The sequence below is a fragment of the Corynebacterium senegalense genome, assembly GCF_900411315.1.
GTDB classification, from domain to species: domain Bacteria; phylum Actinomycetota; class Actinomycetes; order Mycobacteriales; family Mycobacteriaceae; genus Corynebacterium; species Corynebacterium senegalense.
Window position 1 is genome coordinate 1,578,035 of sequence record NZ_LS990887.1, and the last position, 22,281, is coordinate 1,600,315.

Consider the following 22,281-nt stretch of genomic DNA (forward strand, 5'->3'; position numbering starts at 1 on the left):
TGTGGAGACGAGCAAGACCCTGGCCGTGGACACGCTGCAGCGCGTCCTCCTGCCCAAGAAGGGCGAGCCGCACGACGTGCGCATGCTGTACCTGATCGAGGCGGAGCAGAACAAGCAGCGCCTGCGCTGGCCGGACCGCACCCGGCTGAGCATCCCGGCGGGCGCCGAGGTGTCCTTCCAGACCTACTTCAACGCCTTCCCGGCGTCGTACTGGCGCCGCTGGTCGCAGCTCGACCGCGTCATCCTCTCCCTCGACGTCGAGGGGGAGGCCACCGTTTCCGTCTACCGCTCCAAGCACGACGGCGTGCGCATCTCCGTGGTCAACGTGGAAGCGCGCGACGAGCACGTGGAGATCCCCCTCGAGCTGCGCAACTTCGAGGACGGCGGCTGGCTCTGGTTCGACGTCACTGCCGAATCCGACGCGGTGGTGACCAACGCCGGCTGGTGCGCCGACCGGCTGCCGCAGGCGCAGACCATGCCGGACGGCACGCAGGTCGGGCCCTTCCCCAAGGAAGTGGCGGTGGGCATCCCCACCTTCAACCGCCCGCGCGACGCCGTCAACGCGCTGCACGCGCTGTCCGAGGACCCGGTGGTGCTCGAGGCGATCACCAGCGTCCTCATGCCCGACCAGGGCAACCAGCACCCGGCCGACGAGCCGGACTTCGCCGACGCCGAGGCCAGGCTCGGCGGCAGGCTGCGCATGTTCTCCCAGGGCAACCTGGGCGGCTCCGGCGGCTACTCGCGCATCATGTACGAGGGGGTGGGGAGCACGGATGCGCCCTACATCCTCTACATGGACGACGACATCGCCATCGAGCCCGACTCCATCCTGCGCGCCGTCCAGGCCGCCCGCTACGCGAAAAGCCCGATTCTCGTGGGCGGGCAGATGCTCAACCTGCAGGACCGCGCCCAGCTGCGCACCACCGGCGAGGCGGTGGACCCGCACACCTTCATGTGGGGCGCGGCCCCCCACGCGGTCTACGACCACGACTTCTCCGCCTACCCCCTCGGTTACCTGGGTACCCCCGAGGAACAGGCGGACCCGCGCAAGCGCGACTCGCGCGCGCTGCACCGCCGCGTCGACGTGGACTACAACGGCTGGTGGATGAACCTCTTCCCCCGCGTCGTCGCCGAAAAGCTCGGGCTGCCCCTGCCGCTGTTCATCAAGTGGGACGACACCGAGTACGCCCTGCGCGCCAAGGCGGCGGGCTTCCCGACGGTCACCTGGCCCGGCATCGCCATCTGGCACATGGCCTGGGCCGACAAAGACGACGCGATCGACTGGCAGGCCTACTTCCACCTGCGCAACAGGCTCATCGTCGCGGCGATGTACCACGAGGGCGCCGGCCCCGGCGGCATCCTGAAGAACATGCTGAAGTCCACCTACAAGCACATCATGTGCATGGAGTACTCCACCATGGCCATCCAGATCGAGGCCATGAAGGACTTCCTGAAGGGCCCCGACCAGCTCTTCGACATCCTCGAGTCGAGCCTGCCGCGCATCCAGAACGTGCGCAAGGACTACCCGGACGCTCAGGTCATCGCGTCCGCGGCCGAGCTGCCCGCCCCCACCGGCGCGCCGGGCGTGCCCACCGCCAACATCGGGGGGCGCCTAGCCAAGATCAAGAAGATCCCCTGGGCCGTCAAGGCGCTGCGCCACCAGCTCTCCGGCGAGGACCGCGCCCACTGGCAGGCCCCGCAGCTCAACCTCACCGCCGACGAGGCGCGCTGGTTCACCCTCGCCCGCGTCGACTCCGCCACCGTCTCCACCGCCGGCGGCACCGGCGTGGCCTTCCGCAAGCGCGACAAGCAGCTTTCCGACGACCTCCTGGCGCAGACCAAGGACCTGCACAAGCAGATCACCGAGCGCTGGCCCGAGCTGCAGGCCGCCTACCGCGGCGCGAAACCCGAGCTGACCAGCCGCGAGAACTGGGGGAAGATCTTCGATGAGCAAGCGTGAGAGCGACCTGCTCGTCGCCGTCCAGTCGGCTTTGTTCACCCCCGCGGTGACGAAGGCCGCGCGCGGGCTGAGCCACTTCGGCGAGCACGACCTGGGCTGGATGGCCCTGGCGGGCGTCGGGATGGGCGTCGACAAGCGGCGGCGGCGGCAGTGGGCGGCGCTGGGGGCGGGGACCTTCGCGGCGCACGCGGCCTCCGTGGTGATCAAGCGCATAGTGCGCCGCTCGCGCCCCCACGACCCCCGCGTGCGCATCGGCGTGAGAACGCCCTCCAAGCTGAGCTTTCCCTCCTCGCACGCGACGAACACCGCGGCCGCCGCCGTGCACCTGGCGGACATCACGGGCTCCAAGCTGCCGTATGTCGGCGTTCCGATCATGATGCTTTCGCGTATGGTGCTTGGCGTGCATTACCCGACTGACACCCTCGCGGGTGCCCTCCTCGGCGCGGGTGTTGCCTCAGCAACCATCAAGGCGGAGAAGGAGACGCGGTGAGCGAACCCCACGAGCCACTACTGAAGTCCGAGCCCCACACCGAGGGCGTGGACGTCGCCCGGAAGAAGACCCCGCCGAAGAACCTGCCCGACGCGATGATCAAGGGCCTGCGCCCGAAGCAGTGGGTGAAGAACGTCCTCGTGCTCGCGGCCCCCCTCGCCGCCGGCGCGGGTGCCTTCACCTCCCGCACCGCCATCGACGTCGCGCTTGCCTTCGTGGTGTTCTGCCTCGGCGCCTCCTCGATCTACCTGGTCAACGACGCCCGCGACGTGGAGAGCGATCGCGAGCACCCGACCAAGCGCTTCCGCCCGATCGCCTCCGGCATGCTGCCAGTCAACCTCGCCTACGCGATGGCCTTTGCCCTCATCGTCGCCGCGGTCGGGCTGTCGCTGCTGGCCACCGACGGCCCGGCGCTCGCCGTGGTCATCGGCGTCTACATCGCACTGCAGCTGGGCTACTGCTTCGGCTGGAAGCACATCCCCGTGATCGACATCGCGCTGGTCTCCTCCGGCTTCATGCTGCGCACCATGGCCGGCGGTGTGGCGGCCAACATCGAGCTGTCCCAGTGGTTCCTCCTCGTCGCCGCCTTCGGCTCGCTGTTCATGGCCTCGGGCAAGCGCTACGCGGAGATGCTCCTGGCGCAGGAGACCGGGGCGAAGATCCGCAAGGCGCTCGAGGGCTACACCCCCACCTACCTGCGCTTCGTGTGGACCCTGTCGGCCACGGCCGTGGTCATGTCGTACGCCCTATGGGGCTTCCAGCTCTCCTCGGCCGTCGACGGGCCCGCCGCGATCTGGTACCAGATCTCCATGGTGCCCTTCGTCATCGCGATCCTGCGCTACGCGGCCGAGGTCGACGGCGGCCACGGCGGCGCCCCGGACGAAATCGCCCTCGAGGACCGGGTGCTGCAGCTGCTCGCCCTGCTCTGGATCTTCTGCATCGTCATGGCTGTCTACATTGTTCCCGCCTTGACACAGTAAAGTCATCCAGGTGACACGAAACGCCCGCCTCTCCCTGCTGCTTTCCGCCGCGGCCGCGGGCGTTTTCGCCTTCGTCGGCGGCTGGCAGCGCCGCTGGATCAGCGACGACGGCCTCATCGTCCTGCGCACCGTGCGCAACCTCCTGGCCGGCAACGGCCCCGTGTTCAACGCCGGCGAGCGCGTCGAGGCGAACACCTCGACGCTCTGGCAGTACCTGATCACCCTGTTCGGGTGGCTGCCCGGCGTCCGCCTCGAGGACGTGGCCATGTGGCTCGCGCTGCTGCTCACCACGGCCGGGGCGGTGGTGGCCACCCGGGCGAGCGCCCGCTTCTGGGGAACGGCCACCGTGGTCGTGCCCTTCGGCGTGATCCTCTACTTCGCGCTGCCGCCCGCCCGCGACTTCGCCACCTCCGGCCTCGAGTGGGGCCTGTGCCTGTTCTGGCTCTCCGCGTGGTGGGCGCTGCTGGTGGCGTGGGCGCAGCCGTCCGGGCGCCGCGCGGCCCTGCCGGTGGGTTACTTCCTCGCCTTCTGGGCGGGCCTGTCGTGGCTGGTCCGGCCCGAGTTCGCCCTCTACGGCGGCGTGACCGGGTTCGTCCTGCTCGCCCACAGCCCGCGCCGGTGGGCGGGGATCCTGGCGGCGGCGCTGCCCGTCCCCGCCGCCTACCAGATCTTCCGCATGGGCTACTACGGCCTGCTCACGCCCCACACCGCCGTGGCGAAGTCGGCGGCGGACTCCGAGTGGGCGCAGGGCTTCGGCTACGCCTGGGACTTCCTCGCGCCCTACGCGCTGTGGGCCCCGCTTATCGTCGCGCTCGCGTTCGGCGTGTGGCTGCTGCGGGGGGAGCGCGGCCGCAGCCGCGTCATCGTCCTGCTCGTGGTGGGCTGCGCGCTCGTGCACGTGCTGTACGTGCTGCGCGTCGGCGGCGATTTCATGCACGCGCGCATGCTGCTGCTGCCCCTGTTCGCCCTGCTGCTTCCCGTCCTCACCGTGCCCGCCCGGCCCGCCACGGCGCTCGCGGCGGCGGCCGCCGTGGTGTGGGCCGGGGTGGTCATCGTCCGCGGCCACCCGCTGCCGGACGACCTGGAGCGCCGCAGCGCCGACACGCTGGGGATCGTCGATGAGCGCGAGTTTTGGACGATGGCTGTCCGGCGCGAGTCCGGTAACCCGCCGCGGCACGCCGAGGACTTCCTCGGGTCCAAGCTCATGGGCAACTGGCCCGACGCCCTGTCCGAGTCCCAGGCCAACGGTGCGGCGCAGATGATCGTCGGACGGGTAAGCCGCGACCCGGAGACCTTCGCGTGGTTCTACCGCCCTCGCTTCACGAGCGACTCTGACCTGCAGGAGCTCCCTCTGACGGCTTACCTCATCAACCTCGGAATGACGGGGATGAACTCCGGGTTGGACGTGCGCGTGCTCGACACCGTCGGGCTGAGCACCCCGCTCGCCGCGCGCATGCCACGCGACCCGGACGGTCGCGTCGGCCACGACAAGCACCTCATCCCGGAATGGCAGGTGGCGGACACCGCGACGGATCTCGACGCTCTGCCCGACTGGATCGACAGGGAAACGGCCATGCAAGCCCGGGCGGCGCTGCGGACGCCGGAGCTGGCGGAACTTCTGGCGTCGTCACGCGAGCCGATGAGCCTGAAACGTTTTGGGAAGAACCTCCGATATGCCCTTCAGGGCGGTCGAACGCTGGAGCTTAGCGACGACCCGTCGGTCTACCTGGACGAAGCGACCCTGCGCAGGATCGCGGACGGGGAAGACGTCGGTCGAGTGGGCACCCGCATCGCCTGGCCCGCTTCTGCCAACAACTAGCCAAAAAAGCAACGAATTGATAACGTCGACGTAGCTTTTTACTGTCAACCACCCTGAGGGGGCCTTGTGAACGCGACTGGAACCATCAAGCGCGCGCTCATCGCACTGCTTGTCACACTTGGAACCGCGGTCGGCCTAGTCGCCACCGCCCCGAACGCCTCGGCGGCGAACCGCGACTGGTTGCGCCCCGACTCCAACGGTTCCTGCGACTGGGACACCGTGCAGTTCTGGGTGCAGCGCTGCGACGTCTGGTCGCAGGCGATGAACCGCAACATCACCGTCCAGATCCAGCCCGCCGCGCGCGGCGGCAACGCCGGTCTCTACATGCTCGACGGCCTGCGCGCCACCGAGCAGACCAGCGCCTGGGTCAACGATGTCAACGCGGCGAAGACCTACGTCGACTCCAACATCACCCTGGTCATGCCCGTCGGCGGAGCGAGCTCCTTCTACGCGGACTGGGAGGCCCCGGCGACCTACAACTTCGACGACCCGGTCATCTACCAGTGGGAGACCTTCCTCACCAGCGAGCTCCCGAACTACCTGGCGGACAACTTCGGCGTTGCGCGCAACAATAACTCGATCCTCGGCCTGTCCATGGGCGCGACCGCCGCGATGAACCTCGCCGCGAAGCACAATGACCAGTTCCGCCAGGTGCTGTCCTTCTCTGGCTACCTCACCACCACCATGCCGGGCTCGCAGACCGCGCTGCGCGCCGCGCTCCTCGACGGCGGCCTGTACAACATCAACGCCATGTACGGCCCCGTGATCAGCCCGCGCCGCTTCGAGAACGACCCCTTCCTCAACATGGAGGGCCTGCGCAACTCGGACGTCTACATCTCCGCCGGCTCCGCCGTGCCCGGCCCCGCCGACGCGGGCTACAAGCCGGAGCACCAGGCCTCGGGCATCGCGCTGGAGTCCTACTCCAACCTGACCACCCGCGTGTGGGCCCTGAAGGCCCGCGCCACCGGCCTGCGCTTCACCGAGGTCTACACCCCGACCGGCCTGCACAACTGGCAGCAGTTCGGCGGGCAGATGGAGGACACCAAGGACCGCGTCCTGGACGTGATGAACGCCTGGTAGAGCGCGCATGAAACCGCTAGCCGTCGTCACCGGCGCCACCTCAGGGATTGGCCGGGCGACGGCTTTGCGCTTGTCGGGGGACTACGAGGTCATCGGCACTGGCCGCGACCCCTCGCGCATCGCCGACCCGTTGCCCGGCGTCAGCTATGTCGCCCTCGACCTGGGCAACCCGGAGTCGATCCGGCTGTGCGCCGAGGAGATCCTCGCCCGCGGGGTGCCCGCAGTGCTGGTCAACAACGCGGGGGAGTCGCAGTCCGGGCCCTTCGAGGAGCTGCCGCGCGAGGCGCTCGAGCGCCTCTTCCAGGTCAACGTGATCGGGCACGTGGACCTGACGCAGCGGCTGCTGCCCGCGATGCGGGCGGCCGGGCGCGGCAGGGTCATCATGATCGGTTCCATGCTGGGCAGCTTCCCGCTGGCGTGCCGCTCCAGCTACGTGGCGTCCAAGGCGGCGCTCAAGGGATTCGCCTTCGCGGCGCGGAGCGAGCTCGCGCCCTTCGGGGTGCAGCTCTCGGTGGTGGAACCGGGGTCCATCGCGACGGGGCTGTCGCAGCGGCGCACGGGGTACGTCGACAAGCGCGGGCCCTACGCGGGGGAGTACGCGACCATGCTGGACCGGCTCAACCGCAACGAGCGCTCCGGCATTGCCCCCGAGCGGGTGGCGGAGGAGATCGCGCGGGCGGTCGCGGCGCGGCGGCCCCGGCCGCTGTACGCGTGCGGGTCGATGGCGCGGGTCGTGTTCCCGCTGGCGCGCCTCCTGCCGCTCGACGCGATGCTGCGTCTGGTCGCGCGGAAGCACGGCCCGTAGATTTCCTGGCGTGTCGGAGGCTAAAGTCTCAAGTAAGACTTAATGTTTCGTGTACTGTAACGACACGAACTCACTAGCCGATACCTTCGTTGTATGCGCACGCCGGGGGAGGGGAACCCTCGGACACGGGTACGACGACGGACTCACTACGCGACCTCATATCAGGAAAAGGCAGGATAACCATGCGAGATCACCGTTCCCCGCGTCCGCAGCTGCGACGCACGTGGCTTGTGGCGGCCGCCGTCCCGACGGCGGCGGTCGTGGGAGTGGGCGCCGCCCCCGCGATGGCGCAGGTCAACCTCCCCTTCAGCTCCTCCAACGGCAGCCTGTCCGACAACATCCGGCCCTCGGACCCGCCGAAGCGCACCCCGATTGAGGTGGACAAGAACCCGCAGATCCCCGGCCTGCCCGAAGGCGTGACCGTGGACCGCATCGAGTGGCTGACCAACCGCCGCGTCGCCGTCTTCATCAAGTCCGCCGCCATGCCGGAGCAGCTCATGCAGGTGCAGATCCTCCTGGCCCGCGACTGGCACTCCAACCCGAAGGCCACCTTCCCGGAGGTCTGGGCCCTCGACGGCCTGCGCGCCCGCGACGACGAGAACGGCTGGACCATCGAGACCAACATCGAGCAGTTCTACGCCGACAAGAACGTCAACGTGATCCTGCCCGTCGGCGGCGAGTCCTCCTTCTACTCCGACTGGCAGCGCCCCGACAACGGCAAGAACTACAAGTGGGAGACGTTCCTGACCAAGGAGCTCGTCCCCGTGCTCAAGAACGAGTTCCGCTCCAACGAGAAGCGCGCCGTCGTGGGCATCTCGATGGGCGGCACCGCCGCGATGAACCTCGCCGAGCGCAACCCCCACCTGTTCGATTTCGTCGGCTCCTTCTCCGGCTACCTCGACACCACCACCACCGGCATGCCCGCGGCGATCCGCGCCGCGCAGCAGGACGCCGGTGGCTACAACACCGACGCCATGTGGGGCCCGGCCGGCTCCCAGGACTGGATCGACCACGACCCGAAGCTCGGCATCGAGAATCTCGCCGGCAAGACCGTCTACGTCTCCTCCGGCTCGGGCCGCGACGACTTCGGCAGCCCCGACTCCGTGGCCAAGGGCGCTGCCAACCCGGCCGGCGTGGGCCTCGAGGTCATCTCGCGCCTGTCCACCCAGACCTTCGTGGACTACGCCGCGCGCACCAGCGTCAAGCCGATCACCCAGTTCCGCCCCTCCGGCGTGCACTCCTGGGAGTTCTGGCAGTTTGAGATGACCCAGGCCTGGCCCTACATCGCCAATGCCCTGGGCGTTTCCCAGGAGGATCGCGGCGCCGACTGCGCCCCGATCGGCGCGATCGCCGAGGCCACCAAGTCCGGCATCATCGGCAGCTGCGTCAACAACGAGTACGACGTCGCCGGCGGCAAGGCCGAGGACTTCCGCGGCGGGCAGGCGTTCTGGTCGCCGGACACCGGCGCGCACGCCCTGTACGGCGCGATCCTGGCCAAGTACAACGGCCTGGGCGGCGCCGCAGGCTGGCTCGGCTTCCCCACCACGGGCGAGACCCGGACCCCGGACGGGCGCGGCCGCTTCGTGCACTTCCAGAACGGCTCCATCTACTGGACCCCGCAGACCGGCGCCTATGCCATCCCGGGCGATATGTTCAAGGCCTGGGGTGAAAACGGCTGGGAGAACGGCCACCTGAAGTACCCGGTGGCTGAGGCCCAGAAAATCGGCGATGGATACGTCCAGGAGTTCGAGGGTGGTTTTCTCACCCGCAACCCGGACGGCACCAGCCACTACATCGTCCACGGCGCGATCGGCGCGAAGTACCGCGAGATCAACACCGCGGCCTCCGACCTCGGCTACCCGAGGGGCAACGAGCGCGCGGTCGATGGCGGCTCCTTCCAGGAGTTCGAGAAGGGCAACATCTACTGGTCGGAGCAGACCGGCGCCCACGTCATCTACTACGGCGACATCTTCGACGCCTGGGGCAAGCAGCTCTGGGAGCAGGGCCCCCTCGGCTGGCCGACCTCCGACATGAAGGCCGTCCCGGCCGGCGGGCTGACCATCGACTTCCAGAACGGGAAGCTCGAGCAGGTCAACGGCACCGTGAAGGAAACGAGGCGCTGATGCGACAGGCCAGCGCAGTCCTCGCCCTCGCCGCCTCCGCCCTCATCCTCGCCGCCTGCGGGGAGGCCACGGTGGACAGCTCGGACGTGACCGCCTCTTCGTCCTCGGCCGCCCCGACGGAATCGACGGCATCGAGCGCGTCGACAACGACGAGCGCATCGAGCGCGTCGAGCTCCCCGTCCGCGCCGGGCTCCCCGCAGGCCAGCTCCGCCTCCGCCGCGACGGATGGCGAGCAGCCCGCCCGGGAGATCTCTTCGGTGCCGGACCAGGCGTCGCGCTACTCGCCGGAGGAGCAGAAGTTCCTGGATGAAATCAGGAACAAGGGAGTCAACGTCGAGGGCGTTGAGGACCAGCTCACAGCCACAGGCCTTAGCGTCTGTGATGGAACCACATTTACCCGTGACGCGGTCGCCGGCCAGCTCGTGGAGCAGCGGCGCACCAACCTCGACCCCGCAGCCACAGCCACGCTTATCGACGACACCGCTCACGCCCACCTCTGCTAAGGAGACTCATGCGTAAGCCCCTCATCGTCGGCGCGGTCATCGTCGTGCTGGCCCTCATCGGCCTGGGCGTGTACCAGTGGCGCGCCGGTGACGGACCCCTGACGGAGGGGGAGCGGCCGCTGCCGCTGCCCACGGAGATCCTCCCGCCGGCGGAGCCCGACTGGTGCCCCGCCGTGCAGGTGGTCTCGGTTCCGGGGACGTGGGAGTCCTCGGCGACGGACGATCCGTTCAACCCGCAGGCCAACCCGTACTCCTTCATGCTCTCGATCACGAAGCCGCTGCAGGATGCCTACTCCATCGATGACGTCCGGGTGTGGACGACGCCGTACACCGCGCAGTTCCGGAACATCCAGACGGAGGCGGGGCGCGCGGAGATGACCTACGACGACTCGCGAGCCGAGGGCACCGCCCGGGTGAACGGGGAGCTGGCGTTCGTCAACGAGACGTGCCCGAGCACGAAGTTCATCGTCATGGGCTTCTCCCAGGGCGCTGTCATCGCGGGCGACATCGCCAACCAGATCGGCACGCGCGCCAACGCGGTCCCCCCGGAGAAGCTGCTCGGCGCCGTGATGATCGCCGACGGGCGCCGCGAAAACGGCGTGGGCGTCAACCCCGGCGTGCAGGTCCCGGGCATCGGGGCCGAGATCGCGCTCCAGCCGATCAACCGGGTCGTGCAGGCCGTCACGCCGGGCGCGACCATGACGGGCGCGCGCCCGGGCGGTTTCGGCGAGGTGGCCGACCGCTCCTTCGAGATTTGCGCGCCGAACGATTCGGTCTGCGACGCGCCCCAGGATATGGGTACGCTCCTCGCGCGCGCGGGCGACCTCATGCTCGCCAACGGCAACCACGCCCAGTACGCCACCAACCCCGAGGTGATTCCGGGGAGCACCGCCACGCAGTGGACGGTGGAGTGGGCGCGGGGCGTGCTTGACGGCGAGCTCGCGCGGTAACGTTTTAGATAACGAAACAATACAATGTGCGGAACCCGTCCGCATCGCCCCCAATCAAAGGAGTCCCATGGATCTGAGCGTGATCATCCAGCGTTTCATCGACGAGGAAGGCAAGATCGTCCTTCCCCACAACTTCACCATCCCGGCGCTCGCCGAGATGCTGTACTTCATGGGTGCCCAGATGGGGCAGCTGGACGACACGAACATCCGCTACTGGGATTACTCCCAGAGCACGGAGGGTGAGATGCGCACCTTCTCGCGCCGCGAGGTCAACACCCGCGTCAAGGCGGTCGCCGCGCGGCTCATGCAGGTCGGCCAGCCGGGCGACCGCGTGGCCGTCCTCGCCTCGAACTCGCCCGAGTACCTCTTCGCCTTCATGGGCGCCATGTACGCCGGACAGGTTCCCATCCCGCTGTACGACCCGAACGAGCCGGGCCACGGCGACCACCTGCGGGCGGTGCTGAGCGACTCGAGCGCGACGACCGTGCTGACCAACAAGCAGGGCGCCGCAGCGGTCCGCGCCTTCTTCTCCGAGCTGCCGGCCGCCCAGCGCCCCCGCATCCTCTCGGTGGATTCGCTGCCCGACTCCCTGGCCGAGTCCTGGGTCCCGCTGGAGACGCCGGAGGGCACCGACACCGCCCAGGACATCGCGTTTTTGCAGTACACCTCGGGCTCGACCCGGATGCCGGCGGGCGTGATCATCACTAACGAGTCGGTGGTGACCAACGTCATCCAGATCTACACCGCCGTCGACCTGCACCAGCCGCTGCGCGCGCCGGTGTGGCTGCCGCTGCACCACGACATGGGCATCATCGTGGCGATGCTGCTGGTGGTGCTGGGCAACGAGATCGAGCTGATGGCGCCGCGCGACTTCATGCAGCAGCCGAAGCGCTACATCCAGCAGCTCTCCCACCGCGCGGACGACCCGGAGGACATGCACATCTACTCCGTGGTCCCGAACTTCGCCCTAGACGTCATGGCCCGCTACGCCAACCTCACCGAGGACGACGCCGTCGACCTCTCCGCCGTCGAAGGCCTGATCATCGGCTCGGAGCCGGTGACGAAGACCGGCGTGGACACCTTCGTCGACGCCTTCGCGGACTACGGCATGCGCCGCGACGCGATCCGGCCGGGCTACGGCCTGGCCGAGGCCACCCTCATCGTCACCACCGCGCAGACGGAGGACCGCCCGAAGTTCCTCAAGCTCGACCGCGCCAAGCTGGCCGAGGGCAAGGCTGTCGAATCGGCGGACGGCGTCATCATGGCCTCCAACGGCCAGCCGGTGCGCTGGATGGATTTCGCCATCGTCGACCCGGAGACCCGCAACGAGGTGGAGGAGGGCACCATCGGCGAGATCTGGATCCACGGTGTCAACGTCGCCGGCGGCTACCTGGACCGCCCGGAGGAGACGGCCGAGACCTTCGCCAACTCCATCGGCGCCACGCTGCAGGAGGGCCTGCCGGCCGACGGCTGGCTCGCCACCGGCGACCTCGGCACGCTCATTGACGGGGAGCTCTACATCACCGGCCGCCTGAAGGACCTCATCGTCGTCGCGGGGCGCAACCACTACCCGCAGGACATCGAGATCACCGTCCAGGAGGCCACCGACCACGTGCGCACTGACTCGGTCGCCGCCTTCGCCGTGCCGGGCGAGGACGTCGAGCGCCTCATCCTCTTCGTCGAGCGCTCCGAGGACGCCACCGCCGAGGGCGACCTGGCGGCCGAGGACACGATCCGCGCGGCGGTGACCACCGTCCACGGTGTTTCGCCCGACGTCATCGAGTTCTTCGCGCCCAACGAGATCGCGCGATCCTCCTCGGGCAAGATCGCCCGCCGCGTGAACATGAAGAACTACCTGGAGAACAACAACAGATAACGGATCGATCGCCGCGCGCGATAGTCTGGAGTGCTATGAGTGAGAACGAGCTGATTGTATGGCTGCAGAAGTGGGTCGCCGAGGCCACAAGCCTCGACACCGCCGAGGTGGAGCCCACGAAACCGCTGGAAACATTCGGCTTGTCCTCCCGCGACGCGGTGATCATGTCCGGCGAGCTGGAGAACCTGCTCGGCCGCCGCGTGGACCCGACCGTGGCGTACCAGTACCCGACCATCGCCGCCCTCGCAGCCGCGCTCACGGCCCCGGAGGACCAGGGGCGCGCGGTGGTGCGTCGTGAAGCGAACACCTCCCCGGGCGCGCACGACATCGCGATCATCGGCTCGGCCGGCCGTTTCCCCGGCGCCGCGAACAACGACGAGTTCTGGCAGGTGCTCATCGAGGGCCGCTCGACCACCGGGCCGCTGCCGGAGAAGCGCTGGTCGGAGTACGCCGGGGACCCGGTCGTGCGCTCCAAGATGGCGGAGGAGAACACCGCCGGCGGCTACCTGGACGACATCGAGAGCTTCGACAACGAGTTCTTCGGGCTCAGCCCCCTCGAGGCGACCAACATGGACCCGCAGCAGCGCATCATGCTCGAGCTGGCCTGGGAGGCCCTCGAGGACGCGAAGCTGCCCGCCAACCAGCTGCGCGGCGAGTCCGTCGGCGTCTTCGTCGGCTCCTCCAATAACGACTACGGAATGCTCATCGCCGCCGACCCCTCTGAGGCGCACCCCTACGCGCTGACGGGCGCGGCGAGCTCGATCATCCCGAACCGCATCTCCTACGCCTTCGACTTCCGCGGGCCCTCGGTCAGCGTCGACACGGCGTGCTCCTCCTCGCTCGTCTCGGTGCACCACGCGGTGCGCGCGCTTCGCGACGGCGAGGCTGACGTGGCCCTTGCCGGAGGCGTCAACGTCATGGCCAACCCCTTCGCCTCCCTGATGTTCGCCGAGCTCGGCGTCATCTCCCCGACCAGCAACATCCACGCCTTCTCGGAGGACGCGGACGGGATCGTGCGCTCGGAGGCCGCCGGGTTCGTCGTGCTCAAGCGCGTCGACGACGCCCTGCGCGACGGCGACGAGATCCTCGCCGTGATCAAGGGCTCGGCCACCAACTCCGACGGCCACTCCAACGGCCTGACCGCCCCCAACCCGGACGCGCAGGTGGACGTGCTCGAGCGGGCCTACGTCGACGCGGGCGTCGACCCCGCCGAGGTCGACCTCATCGAGGCCCACGGCACCGGCACGATCCTGGGCGACCCGATCGAGGCGACCGCGCTGGGAACCGTGCTCGGCCGCGGCCGCGGCAACGCCCAGCCGCTGCTGCTCGGCTCGGCGAAGTCCAACGTAGGCCACTCCGAGTCGGCCGCCGGCGTTGTCGCGCTGATCAAGGTCCTTGAGGCGCTCAAACACGACACGATCCCCGCCTCCATCAACTACGTCGGCCCCAACAAGTACGTCGACTTCGACGCGCAGCACATCGAGGTCGTGGAAGACCCCCGCGAGTGGCCGCGCTACTCGGGGCGTCGTGTAGCGGGCGTGTCGGGCTTCGGCTTCGGCGGCACGAACGCGCACGTCGTCGTCGCTGACTTCGCCCCGGAGGAGTACGACGCCGAGGCCGCCCCGACCCCGGCCGAGCTGACCGGTGGCACCCACGTGGCGCTGCCCGTCTCCGGGCTCCTGCCGTCGCGGCGCAAGGACGCCGCCGCTGCAGTCGCGGACTTCCTCGAGGGCCGGCCCGACACCGACCTCGTCCCGCTGGCCCGCTCGCTGAACACCCGCAACCACGGGCGCTCCGCGGCCGTGGTCCAGGCTTCCACGACCGAGGAGGCCGTGAAGAAGCTGCGCCAGGTCGCCGAGGGCAAGGCCGCCCCCGGCATCTCCTCGGCCGACTCGCCCTCTGCGCTCGGCCCCGTCTTCGTCTACTCCGGCTTCGGCTCGCAGCACCGGAAGATGGCCAAGCAGCTCCTGGAGACCTCCCCGCTGTTCCGCCGCCGCATGGAGGAGCTCGACGAGTACGTCACCTTCGAGGCCGGCTGGTCCATGCTGGACATCATCCGCGACGACGAACAGACCTACGACACGCTGACCGGCCAGGTCACCATCACCGCGATCCAGATCGCGCAGACCGACCTGCTCGCCTCCCTCGGCATCACGCCCGCGGCGACCATGGGCATGTCCATGGGCGAGATGGGCGCCGCCTACGGCGCGGGCGGGATCACGGCGCGCGATGCCATCCTCATCGCCTGCCACCGCGCGCGGCTGATGAGCGAGGGCGAGGCGATGATCGTCGGCACCCCGCAGGAGGGCGCGATGGCCGTCGTCGAGCTCAGCCGCGACGACCTGGCCGCGTTCATCGAGCAGCACCCCGAGGCCGCGGGCGCCGAGCCCGCCGTCTACGCCGGACCCGGCATGACCACCATCGGGGGGCCCTCCACCGCGATCGACTACGTCGTCGCCGAGCTGGAGAAGCAGGAGAAGTTCGCCCGCAAGCTCAACGTGCGCGGAGCCGGCCACACCAGCATGCTCGACCCCATCCTCGGCGACCTCGCCGGGGAGCTCGCCGGGCTGGAGCCGCAGCCGCTGAAGGTGCCTCTGTTCAGCTCGGTCGACCGCGGCGTGGTCTACCGCGCGGGTGAGACGGTGCACGACGTGGGCTATTTCCTCCGCATGACCCGCCACGCCGTGTACTTCCAGGACGCCACGGAGGCGGCGCTCAACGCAGGGCACACCACCCTCGTGGAGATCGCCCCAAACCCGGTGGCGGTGATGGGCATGATGAACACCGCGTTTGGCGTCGGCAAGCCCGATGCCCAGCTGCTGTTCACCACCAAGCGCAAGGTCGACGAGGTCTCCTCGCTGCTCGACCTCGCCTCCAAGCTCTACACGCAGGGCGTCGACGTCGACTTCGCCGGCTTCTACGGCCCCGGCCCCGTGCTCGAGGCGCCGCACACCCCGTTCAAGCGCAACCGCCTGTGGACGAAGGCGCGCCCCTCCTCCGCAGCGACCTCGCTGCTCGGCGCTAAGGTGACCCTGCCGGACAACACCGTGGCCTTCGCCACCCAGGCCGACCAGGTGTTCAGCCCGCACCAGCTCATCGAGTCGGTCGCCGAGGAGATCGCGCCGGGCTCGCGCGTCGTCGCCACCGAGGAGCACGGCTACCTGCCCGCCGACGGCGAGCTGACCACCATCGTCTCCACCTCCCTCGGCGGGGCGAGCATCAAGGTCTACAACGGCGCCGAGCTCCTCGTGGAGGGCTTCGCCACCTCCCTCGACTTCGGTGAGCCGAGCGCCCCGCAGGGCGTGAGCGAGCTCGCGCCGACGCGCGCCCCGGAACCCGCCGAGGACACCTCCGGCATCGAGGCCGTGCGCTGGGACCCCTCCTCCGGGGAGAGCGTGCGCGACCGCCTGCGCGCCATCGTCTCCGAGTCGATGGGCTACGACGCCGAGGACCTTCCCGACGAACTGCCGCTCATCGACCTCGGCCTCGACTCCCTCATGGGCATGCGCATCAAGAACCGGGTGGAAAACGACTTCCAGATCCCGCCGCTGCAGGTGCAGGCGCTTCGCGACGCCTCCGTCGCCGACGTCATCCGCATGGTCGAGGACGCGGTCGCCGGGCGCCCCGACGCCCCGCAGCCGCTGCCCTACAACTCGGACACGCGCGATCCCGCCGCCGCGGCCCAGCCGAGCGAGACCCCGAAGGTGCCGCAGGGCGTCGGCGTGGCGCCGCGCGACGCCGCCGAGCGCGTGGTGTTCGGCACCTGGGCGAAGCACACCGGGGCCGCCGCCGCGGGCGTGACCTCCGAGCTGCCCGAGATTAGCGAGGAGCAGGCCGGGCTCATCGCCGCGCACCTGAGCGAGCGCTCCGGCATCGAGGTCACCGCCGCCGACGTGCTGGGCGCGCGCACCCTCGAGCCGCTGGCCAACCTCGTCCGCGAGGGACTGGAGACCCCCGTGGACGGCAACATCCGCGTCTTCCGTGAGCGCACCGAGGACATGGACGCGCCGAGCGTGTTCGTGTTCCACCCGGCGGGCGGGTCGAGCAGCGTCTACCAGCCGCTGTCGCGCCGCCTCGGCGACAACGTCCCCGTCTACGGGGTGGAGCGCCTCGAGGGCAGCCTGGAGGAGCGCGCCGAGGCCTACCTGGAGGACATCGAGCAGCTCTCCGCGGGCAGGCCCGTCGTCCTCGCCGGGTGGTCCTTCGGCGGCGCGCTGGCCTACGAGGTGGCGCAGCGCCTCGGTGATGACAAGGTCGCCTTTATCGCGCTGCTGGACACCACCCAGCCCTCCGAGCCGACCCCGAACACGCCGGAGGAGACGAAGAAGCGCTGGGAGCGCTACGCGGCTTTTGCGAAGGACACCTACGGGCTCGACTTCCCCGTGCCCTACGAGCTGCTCGAGACGGCCGGCGAGGACGCGGTGCTGAACATGCTGGGCGAGTTCCTCGCCACCACCGACGCCTCCGAGCACGGCCTGGCGGCCGGGGTGCTGGAGCACCAGCGCGCCTCCTTCGTGGACAACCAGATCCTGGGCAACCTGGACTTCTCCCGCTGGGCCTCGGTCGATGTGCCGGTGCTTCTGTTCCGGTCGGAGCGGATGCACGAGGGCGCGATCATCCTGGAGCCGGCCTACGCTCACATTGACGAAGACGGCGGGTGGGGCGCTATCGTGGACAACCTGAAGATTGTCCACCTCCCGGGTGACCACCTCGCGGTCGTGGACGAGCCGGCGGTGGGGATCGTCGGCAAGCACATGAACGAATGGATTGATGATGTCGACCGCCGATAAGCTGGCAGACCTGCGCGCGCGCCTCGAAAAGGCCCAGGACCCGGGCTCCGAGCGCGCCCGCAAGCGCCGCGACGACGCCGGGCAGACCACCCCTCGCGAGCGCATCCACGCGCTGCTCGACGAGGACACCTTCGTTGAGATCGGGGCGCTCGCCCGCACCCCCGGCGACCCGGACGCCGTCTACTCCGACGGCGTGGTCACCGGCTGGGGCCGGGTCGACGGTCGCCCGGTGGCTGTCTATGCCCACGACAAGACCGTCTACGGCGGCTCCGTAGGCGTGACCTTCGGGCGCAAGGTAACCGAGCTGATGGAAATGGCCATCAAGGTCGGTTGCCCCGTCGTGGGCATCCAGGACTCCGGTGGCGCCCGCATCCAGGACGCGGTGACCTCGCTGGCGATGTACTCGGAGATCGCGCGGCGCCAGCTGCCCATCTCGGGGCGCTCCCCGCAGATTTCCATCATGCTGGGCAAGTCCGCCGGCGGCGCCGTGTACGCCCCCGTGACCACGGACTTCGTGGTCGCCGTCGACGGGCAGTCGGAGATGTACGTCACCGGCCCGAACGTGATCCGTGAGGTCACCGGCGAGGACATCTCCTCCGCCGAGCTGGGCGGGGCGCGCATCCAGGAGCAGTCGGGCAACATCCAGGCGGTTGTCGGCTCCGAGGAGGAGGCCTTCGAGTACGTCCGCGACCTGCTCGCGCACCTGCCCACCTCGACGTTCGACGAATCCCCGGTGGCGTGGGCCCCCGCGGACGAGGAGCTCGACGACTCCGCGCTCGACACCTTCATGCCGGACGACACGAACGCCGGCTACGACATGCGCGAGCTGCTCGCCCAGCTGGGCGACGACGAGGAGCTCATCGAGATCCAGGCGAACTACGCCGAGAACATAATCTGCGCCTTCGGCCGCATCGATGGCAGGACCGTCGGCTTCGTGGCCAACAACCCGATGCACTACGCGGGCTGCATCGACGCCGACGCGGCCGACAAGGGCGCGCGCTTCGTGCGCACCTGCGACGTGTACAACATCCCCGTCGTCTACGTAGTGGACACCCCGGGCTACCTGCCGGGCGTGGACCAGGAGCGCCAGGGCCTGATCCACCGCGGTGCGAAGTTCGCCTTCGCGGGCGTGGAGGCCACCGTGCCGAAGGTGGCGCTCATCGTGCGCAAGGCCTACGGCGGCGCGTACGCGGTGATGGGTTCGAAGAACCTCTCGGGCGACATCAACCTGGCCTGGCCGACCGCGCAGATCGCGGTAATGGGCTCGGCCGCGGCCGTGGTGATGATCCAGGGCAAGCAGCTCGACGCGATCGAGGACCCGGCCCAGCGCGAGACGATGAAGAAGATGTTCATGGACTTCTACGACGAGACGATGACCTCGCCGTACGTCGCCGCCGAGCGCGGTTACATCGACGCCATGATCCAGCCGTCGGAGACGAGGCTCGCTTTGCGACGTGCCCTGCGCCAGCTGGCCACCAAGCACGAGACCGATCTGCCGAAGAAGCACACCATCGCCCCGCTGTAACATAACCGTTACGTTGTTCGTTTTATCCCAGTAGAAGTTATTCGTTTTCCAGAAAGGTTCGTATCCCATGCTTTCCAGCGCTCTTGACATCGCCGGTGACCTGATCAACTACCTCGTGTGGGGCTTCAAGGCCCTCAGCAGCAACAACCCGCTGTACAACCTGGGTATCACCTTCCCGCGCCCGTAGTGGAGCGCGCCCCACGGCACCCGTCTTCCCCCGGTGGGAGGCGGGCGCCGTGCGCTGTGCGCGGGGATTCGGGGACGCAGCTGCTGGCGGGTCCGTAACGTGGAGCACCATGGAACTGGCCACCCCCACCACAGAGCTGTACGGCTCTTTCCTGTGCGCCTACGAGGAGATCGGGGTGGACAGCCCCGACGGCGGGGGCTTCGTCGGCCGGGAGGCGGTGGAGACGGAGGGGATCGTCGACTTCCTCCGTGGTGCGGAGACGAGGGGCAGCTACCCGGGCTGGGTGACGGCGTCGAATTACTGGATCGTCGATGGCGGCGAGGTCGCCGGGATGATCAGCCTGCGCCACGAGCTGAACGAGGCGCTGGAGAACTTCTACGGGCACGTCGGCTACACGGGGCGCCCGTCGCTGCGCCGCCGGGGCATCGCGCGGCGGGCGCTGGGCGAGGTGCTGCGGCGCGCCGCCGACCGGGGCCTGGACCGCGTGCTCGTGACCTGCGTGGACGACAACGTCGCCTCACGCAGAGTCATCGAGGCCAACGGCGGGAAACTGGAGGACACCCGCGTCGACCCGGAGGGCCGGGCGATGCGGCGCTACTGGATTGCCACCGGCTAGCCTCGATGTTTCATCGGGTTCGTGAGCTGGGTTGGGTGGCGTCGTTACCGGTGTTCACGTCCTGATTCTGGCATCTGGGCGTGATGTTGTGTCGCAGTGTCCGTTGCGGGCGGCCCGGGTTCCACTGCCGGGGGTGAGGGTGCTGCTGGTGGTAGGGACGGTGGAGCGGGCGCGTCAGGTCTGGGCCACGGTGGTGCGTAGTCGGTTGATGCCGGTCAGGACGGTGGCTGCTTCCGGGGCGTGGCGGGCGAGGTGAAGGACCTTGTGACGGCAGCGCCGCACGAGCGTCGCGGGGATCTCGAACAACCGCGCTCGAAGCCGTTTGGGCTCCCATCTGCGGGCATCATCACTGGTGAAAGCAATGGTCTGCATCCATGCGACCAGCTCGCAGGCGAGCTGGATGATCTGGCACCAGATCTGGGGGCTGCTGCACGGTTAGGTGACAGCCGGGGTGTTAGGCCGCGAGTGTCACGGCGGGGTTCATGATGGTCTCGTATTCGATGGGGGGTCAACCGGCCCAAGCGGGCCTGCAGAGGCGCCGGCGGTAGGTCCGCTCGATTTAGGTGAAGATGGCGATGCAGAGCTCTTCCCGGGTGTGCCACCGCTGACGGTTCAGGACGTTCTTCTGCAGCAGAGCGAAGAACGATTCCATTGCCGCGTTGTCACGGGCGGCACCGACCTGGCCCATGGAGCCGATCAGGTGGTGCTGGTCCAGGGCGTGGGTGAATGACTCGGCCCGGAACTGGGACCCGCGGTCGGAGTGGACGATGCACCCGGCCACGTCCTCGCGTCGGGCAACGGCGCTGTTCAGGGCGTTCGCGGCCAGGCCGGCTTTCATCCGGAAGTCGATCGAGTAGCCCACGATCCGTCCGGAGAACGCGTCCTTGACCGCGCACAGGTAGAGCTTGCCCTCGTCAGTGGGATGCTCAGAGGGGGGCACCACCCGCTGCGATGATGCGCGAAGCGCGCAGCGGGGGGAATGTCGGTCAGCCACAGTTCGTTGACATCATCGGCGGTGAAGTCCCGCTCGATAAGGTCATCGTGGACCGCGGGCCCGGGGCGCTTGCCGTTCTTCTCCCGTTTGATGCCGAACGCGGAGAACCACTGGTTGTCGTGGCAGATCTTCCACGCGGTGCGATCACACATCCCCTCGCCAGCAGCCGCGGCCTCATCGGCCAGGAGGCGGGAGCCGAACTCGGGGTCATCCAGGTGAGCGTCATGCAGGGCATTAGCGCGGTAGGCCTCGCACAGCTCATCAGCCTCCTGCCGGCTTCTGCCGGGCCGGTTGCCGTCGTCGATATCGGCTTGGCGCATCCACTTATGCAACGTCATCTCGTGGACACCGAAGTCCTTCGCGATCTACGCGATCGTGACACCGTCCTCACGGGACCGGGCCACGGCCACCACATCGACACGGAACGGAACTCCTGGGGGTAGGGAGCGGGCATAGTGCACATCCTTCCAGGCCGCCCTACGGGCAAGCCAGATCAGATGTCACCTACCCCTGCAGCAGTCCCGACCGTCACACCCGGCAGGTACGCCCGCGGAGAGTGATTGCCTACCGACTACGAAGCTAACGGGCGCGGAGCGTCGCACTCTCTGCGTAGCCGCGCGAGTCAGCGTTGGCGGCGGATGGTGCCGGGGGTGTGTCCGATGATGCGGGTGAAGGCACGGTTGAACGCGGCTTCTGATTGGTAGCCGAGTTCCGTGGCGAGCCTTGCTGCGGTGGTGTTCTCGTTACGGAGTCTGGTGTGGGCGATGTTCATGCGCCAGCGGGTGAGGTAGGCGATGGGGGCAACGCCTGTGAGTTCGGTGAAGCGGGTGCTGAATGACGACCGCGACATGCTTGCGAGCTGTGCGAGGCGCTCGAGCGTCCATTCGCGTCCCGGTTCGTTGTGGATAGCTTCCAGGGCATAGCCGATCCGCTCGTCGTGCAGAGCGCGGAGCCAGCCTGAGCCGGTGTCGGGATTGTTGGCGAGCCATGCGCGGATTGCTTGGACGACGAGGATGTCGGCGAGCCTGGTGGCGACTGCTTCTCCGCCGGGTTGCGGATGGGAGAGTTCGCCGGCCATGAGGCGCAGGGTGTCGCGGATCGAGGATGCGGCTGAGAGGGTGTCGCCGCCGACGAAGAGCACCGATGGGAGTGCGCGCATGAGTTCACGGGCCGCGGGATCGTCGAACGACACCACGCCACAGATCAACTGCGCCGAACGACCGCTGCCCCCGTGCCGCAGCACGGAGTAGTGCTCGGTGAGGTACTGCTGCGGCAGCAGATCGACGCGCGGCCCCGCTGCGCTGGTCTCCGTGCTGGCGAGGTCGTGGCCGAGCCCATGCGGCACGAGGGCAAGGTCGCCCGCGCGAAGTTCCCGTGGATCAGCGTCGGGCAGACGAAGCCAGCAGGTGCCGGTGGTGAGGACGTGGAAGCTGATCGAGTCCGGAATAGCGGGCATCTGAAGTGCCCAGGGCTCGCCGAGTTCGGCGTGGCAGTAGAACGTGCTGCGCATCCGTAGCGTGTGCAGCACGCGCGCCAGCCGGTCTGTGGTCTCAGCAGGAAGTCCCGGTCTCATGGCCCCAGTC

General features: G+C 68.8%; 14 protein-coding genes and 2 pseudogenes. 13 read left to right on the plus strand and 3 right to left on the minus strand.

The window, feature by feature from the left end:
- Position 1 precedes the first annotated feature (1 nt).
- The 13 genes from DYZ02_RS07670 (at position 2) to DYZ02_RS07730 (ending at position 19,704) form a co-directional block, all read left to right on the plus strand.
- Positions 2 to 1,960, plus strand: coding sequence for a glycosyltransferase (locus DYZ02_RS07670; protein WP_115685711.1), 1,959 nt, complete (start codon positions 2 to 4; stop codon positions 1,958 to 1,960).
- On the plus strand, positions 1,947 to 2,450 hold the full coding sequence (locus tag DYZ02_RS07675) for a phosphatase PAP2 family protein (protein ID WP_115685712.1): 504 nt from the start codon (positions 1,947 to 1,949) through the stop codon (positions 2,448 to 2,450). Before DYZ02_RS07670 ends, DYZ02_RS07675 begins: the two co-directional genes overlap by 14 nt.
- The gene (locus DYZ02_RS07680; protein ID WP_115685713.1) at positions 2,447 to 3,430 is read left to right on the plus strand and encodes a decaprenyl-phosphate phosphoribosyltransferase; all 984 of its coding nucleotides are present in this window, start codon (positions 2,447 to 2,449) and stop codon (positions 3,428 to 3,430) included. The genes DYZ02_RS07675 and DYZ02_RS07680 overlap by 4 nt, the downstream gene beginning before the upstream one ends.
- A 10-nt stretch (positions 3,431 to 3,440) precedes the next feature.
- Positions 3,441 to 5,249, plus strand: coding sequence for an arabinofuranosyltransferase AftB family protein (locus tag DYZ02_RS07685; protein ID WP_115685714.1), 1,809 nt, complete (start codon positions 3,441 to 3,443; stop codon positions 5,247 to 5,249).
- A gap of 66 nt (positions 5,250 to 5,315) precedes the next feature.
- On the plus strand, positions 5,316 to 6,329 hold the full coding sequence (locus tag DYZ02_RS07690) for an alpha/beta hydrolase (protein WP_245945714.1): 1,014 nt from the start codon (positions 5,316 to 5,318) through the stop codon (positions 6,327 to 6,329).
- Positions 6,330 to 6,336: 7 nt separating this feature from the next.
- A complete protein-coding gene (locus DYZ02_RS07695) occupies positions 6,337 to 7,134 on the plus strand; it encodes an SDR family NAD(P)-dependent oxidoreductase (protein WP_115685715.1) in 798 nt (265 codons plus the stop codon).
- 182 nt (positions 7,135 to 7,316) lie between these two features.
- Positions 7,317 to 9,257 carry an alpha/beta hydrolase-fold protein gene (locus DYZ02_RS07700; RefSeq protein WP_115685716.1) on the plus strand — a complete coding sequence of 647 codons (1,941 nt, stop codon included), beginning with the start codon at positions 7,317 to 7,319 and terminating at the stop codon, positions 9,255 to 9,257.
- Positions 9,257 to 9,760, plus strand: a complete 504-nt coding sequence (locus DYZ02_RS07705) for a DUF732 domain-containing protein (protein ID WP_115685717.1) — start codon at positions 9,257 to 9,259, stop codon at positions 9,758 to 9,760. The genes DYZ02_RS07700 and DYZ02_RS07705 overlap by 1 nt, the downstream gene beginning before the upstream one ends.
- Positions 9,761 to 9,768: 8 nt before the next feature.
- Entirely contained in the window at positions 9,769 to 10,710 is a 942-nt protein-coding gene (locus DYZ02_RS07710) for a cutinase family protein (RefSeq protein WP_115685718.1), read from the plus strand.
- A gap of 67 nt (positions 10,711 to 10,777) precedes the next feature.
- Positions 10,778 to 12,586, plus strand: coding sequence for a FadD32-like long-chain-fatty-acid--AMP ligase (locus tag DYZ02_RS07715; protein WP_115685719.1), 1,809 nt, complete (start codon positions 10,778 to 10,780; stop codon positions 12,584 to 12,586).
- Between the two features lie 35 nt (positions 12,587 to 12,621).
- A complete protein-coding gene (gene pks13, locus DYZ02_RS07720; protein ID WP_115685720.1) occupies positions 12,622 to 17,376 on the plus strand; it encodes a polyketide synthase Pks13 in 4,755 nt (1,584 codons plus the stop codon).
- Positions 17,360 to 18,901: an acyl-CoA carboxylase subunit beta gene (locus tag DYZ02_RS07725; RefSeq protein ID WP_181896927.1), complete on the plus strand. Its 1,542-nt coding sequence runs from the start codon at positions 17,360 to 17,362 to the stop codon at positions 18,899 to 18,901. Before pks13 ends, DYZ02_RS07725 begins: the two co-directional genes overlap by 17 nt.
- Positions 18,902 to 19,197: 296 nt before the next feature.
- Complete coding sequence (locus DYZ02_RS07730; RefSeq protein WP_115685722.1) at positions 19,198 to 19,704, plus strand: GNAT family N-acetyltransferase; 507 nt, start codon at positions 19,198 to 19,200, stop codon at positions 19,702 to 19,704.
- A 174-nt stretch (positions 19,705 to 19,878) separates the two neighbouring features.
- On the opposite strand, the pseudogene DYZ02_RS07735 reads toward DYZ02_RS07730, so the two are convergent.
- The 3 genes and pseudogenes from DYZ02_RS07735 to DYZ02_RS07750 form a co-directional block, all read right to left on the minus strand.
- Positions 19,879 to 20,124: pseudogene (locus DYZ02_RS07735) on the minus strand (transposase); the annotation flags it as partial.
- Positions 20,125 to 20,158: 34 nt separating this feature from the next.
- Positions 20,159 to 21,159 (minus strand): annotated as a pseudogene (locus DYZ02_RS11720) (IS3 family transposase).
- Positions 21,160 to 21,320: 161 nt separating this feature from the next.
- Entirely contained in the window at positions 21,321 to 22,271 is a 951-nt protein-coding gene (locus tag DYZ02_RS07750; RefSeq protein ID WP_115685724.1) for an AraC family transcriptional regulator, read from the minus strand.
- Positions 22,272 to 22,281: the final 10 nt, after the last annotated feature.

What these genes read in the sequence shown, in the direction of transcription:
- DYZ02_RS07710 (WP_115685718.1), top strand. Translation starts at nt 9,769, where the DNA reads ATGCGTAAGCCCCTCATCGTCGGCGCGGTCATCGTCGTGCTGGCCCTC.
- DYZ02_RS07715 (WP_115685719.1), top strand. Translation starts at nt 10,778, where the DNA reads ATGGATCTGAGCGTGATCATCCAGCGTTTCATCGACGAGGAAGGCAAG.
- DYZ02_RS07700 (WP_115685716.1), top strand. Translation starts at nt 7,317, where the DNA reads ATGCGAGATCACCGTTCCCCGCGTCCGCAGCTGCGACGCACGTGGCTT.
- DYZ02_RS07750 (WP_115685724.1), bottom strand. Translation starts at nt 22,271, where the DNA reads ATGAGACCGGGACTTCCTGCTGAGACCACAGACCGGCTGGCGCGCGTG.
- pks13 (WP_115685720.1), top strand. Translation starts at nt 12,622, where the DNA reads ATGAGTGAGAACGAGCTGATTGTATGGCTGCAGAAGTGGGTCGCCGAG.
- DYZ02_RS07730 (WP_115685722.1), top strand. Translation starts at nt 19,198, where the DNA reads ATGGAACTGGCCACCCCCACCACAGAGCTGTACGGCTCTTTCCTGTGC.
- DYZ02_RS07705 (WP_115685717.1), top strand. Translation starts at nt 9,257, where the DNA reads ATGCGACAGGCCAGCGCAGTCCTCGCCCTCGCCGCCTCCGCCCTCATC.
- DYZ02_RS07695 (WP_115685715.1), top strand. Translation starts at nt 6,337, where the DNA reads ATGAAACCGCTAGCCGTCGTCACCGGCGCCACCTCAGGGATTGGCCGG.
- DYZ02_RS07725 (WP_181896927.1), top strand. Translation starts at nt 17,360, where the DNA reads ATGTCGACCGCCGATAAGCTGGCAGACCTGCGCGCGCGCCTCGAAAAG.
- DYZ02_RS07675 (WP_115685712.1), top strand. Translation starts at nt 1,947, where the DNA reads ATGAGCAAGCGTGAGAGCGACCTGCTCGTCGCCGTCCAGTCGGCTTTG.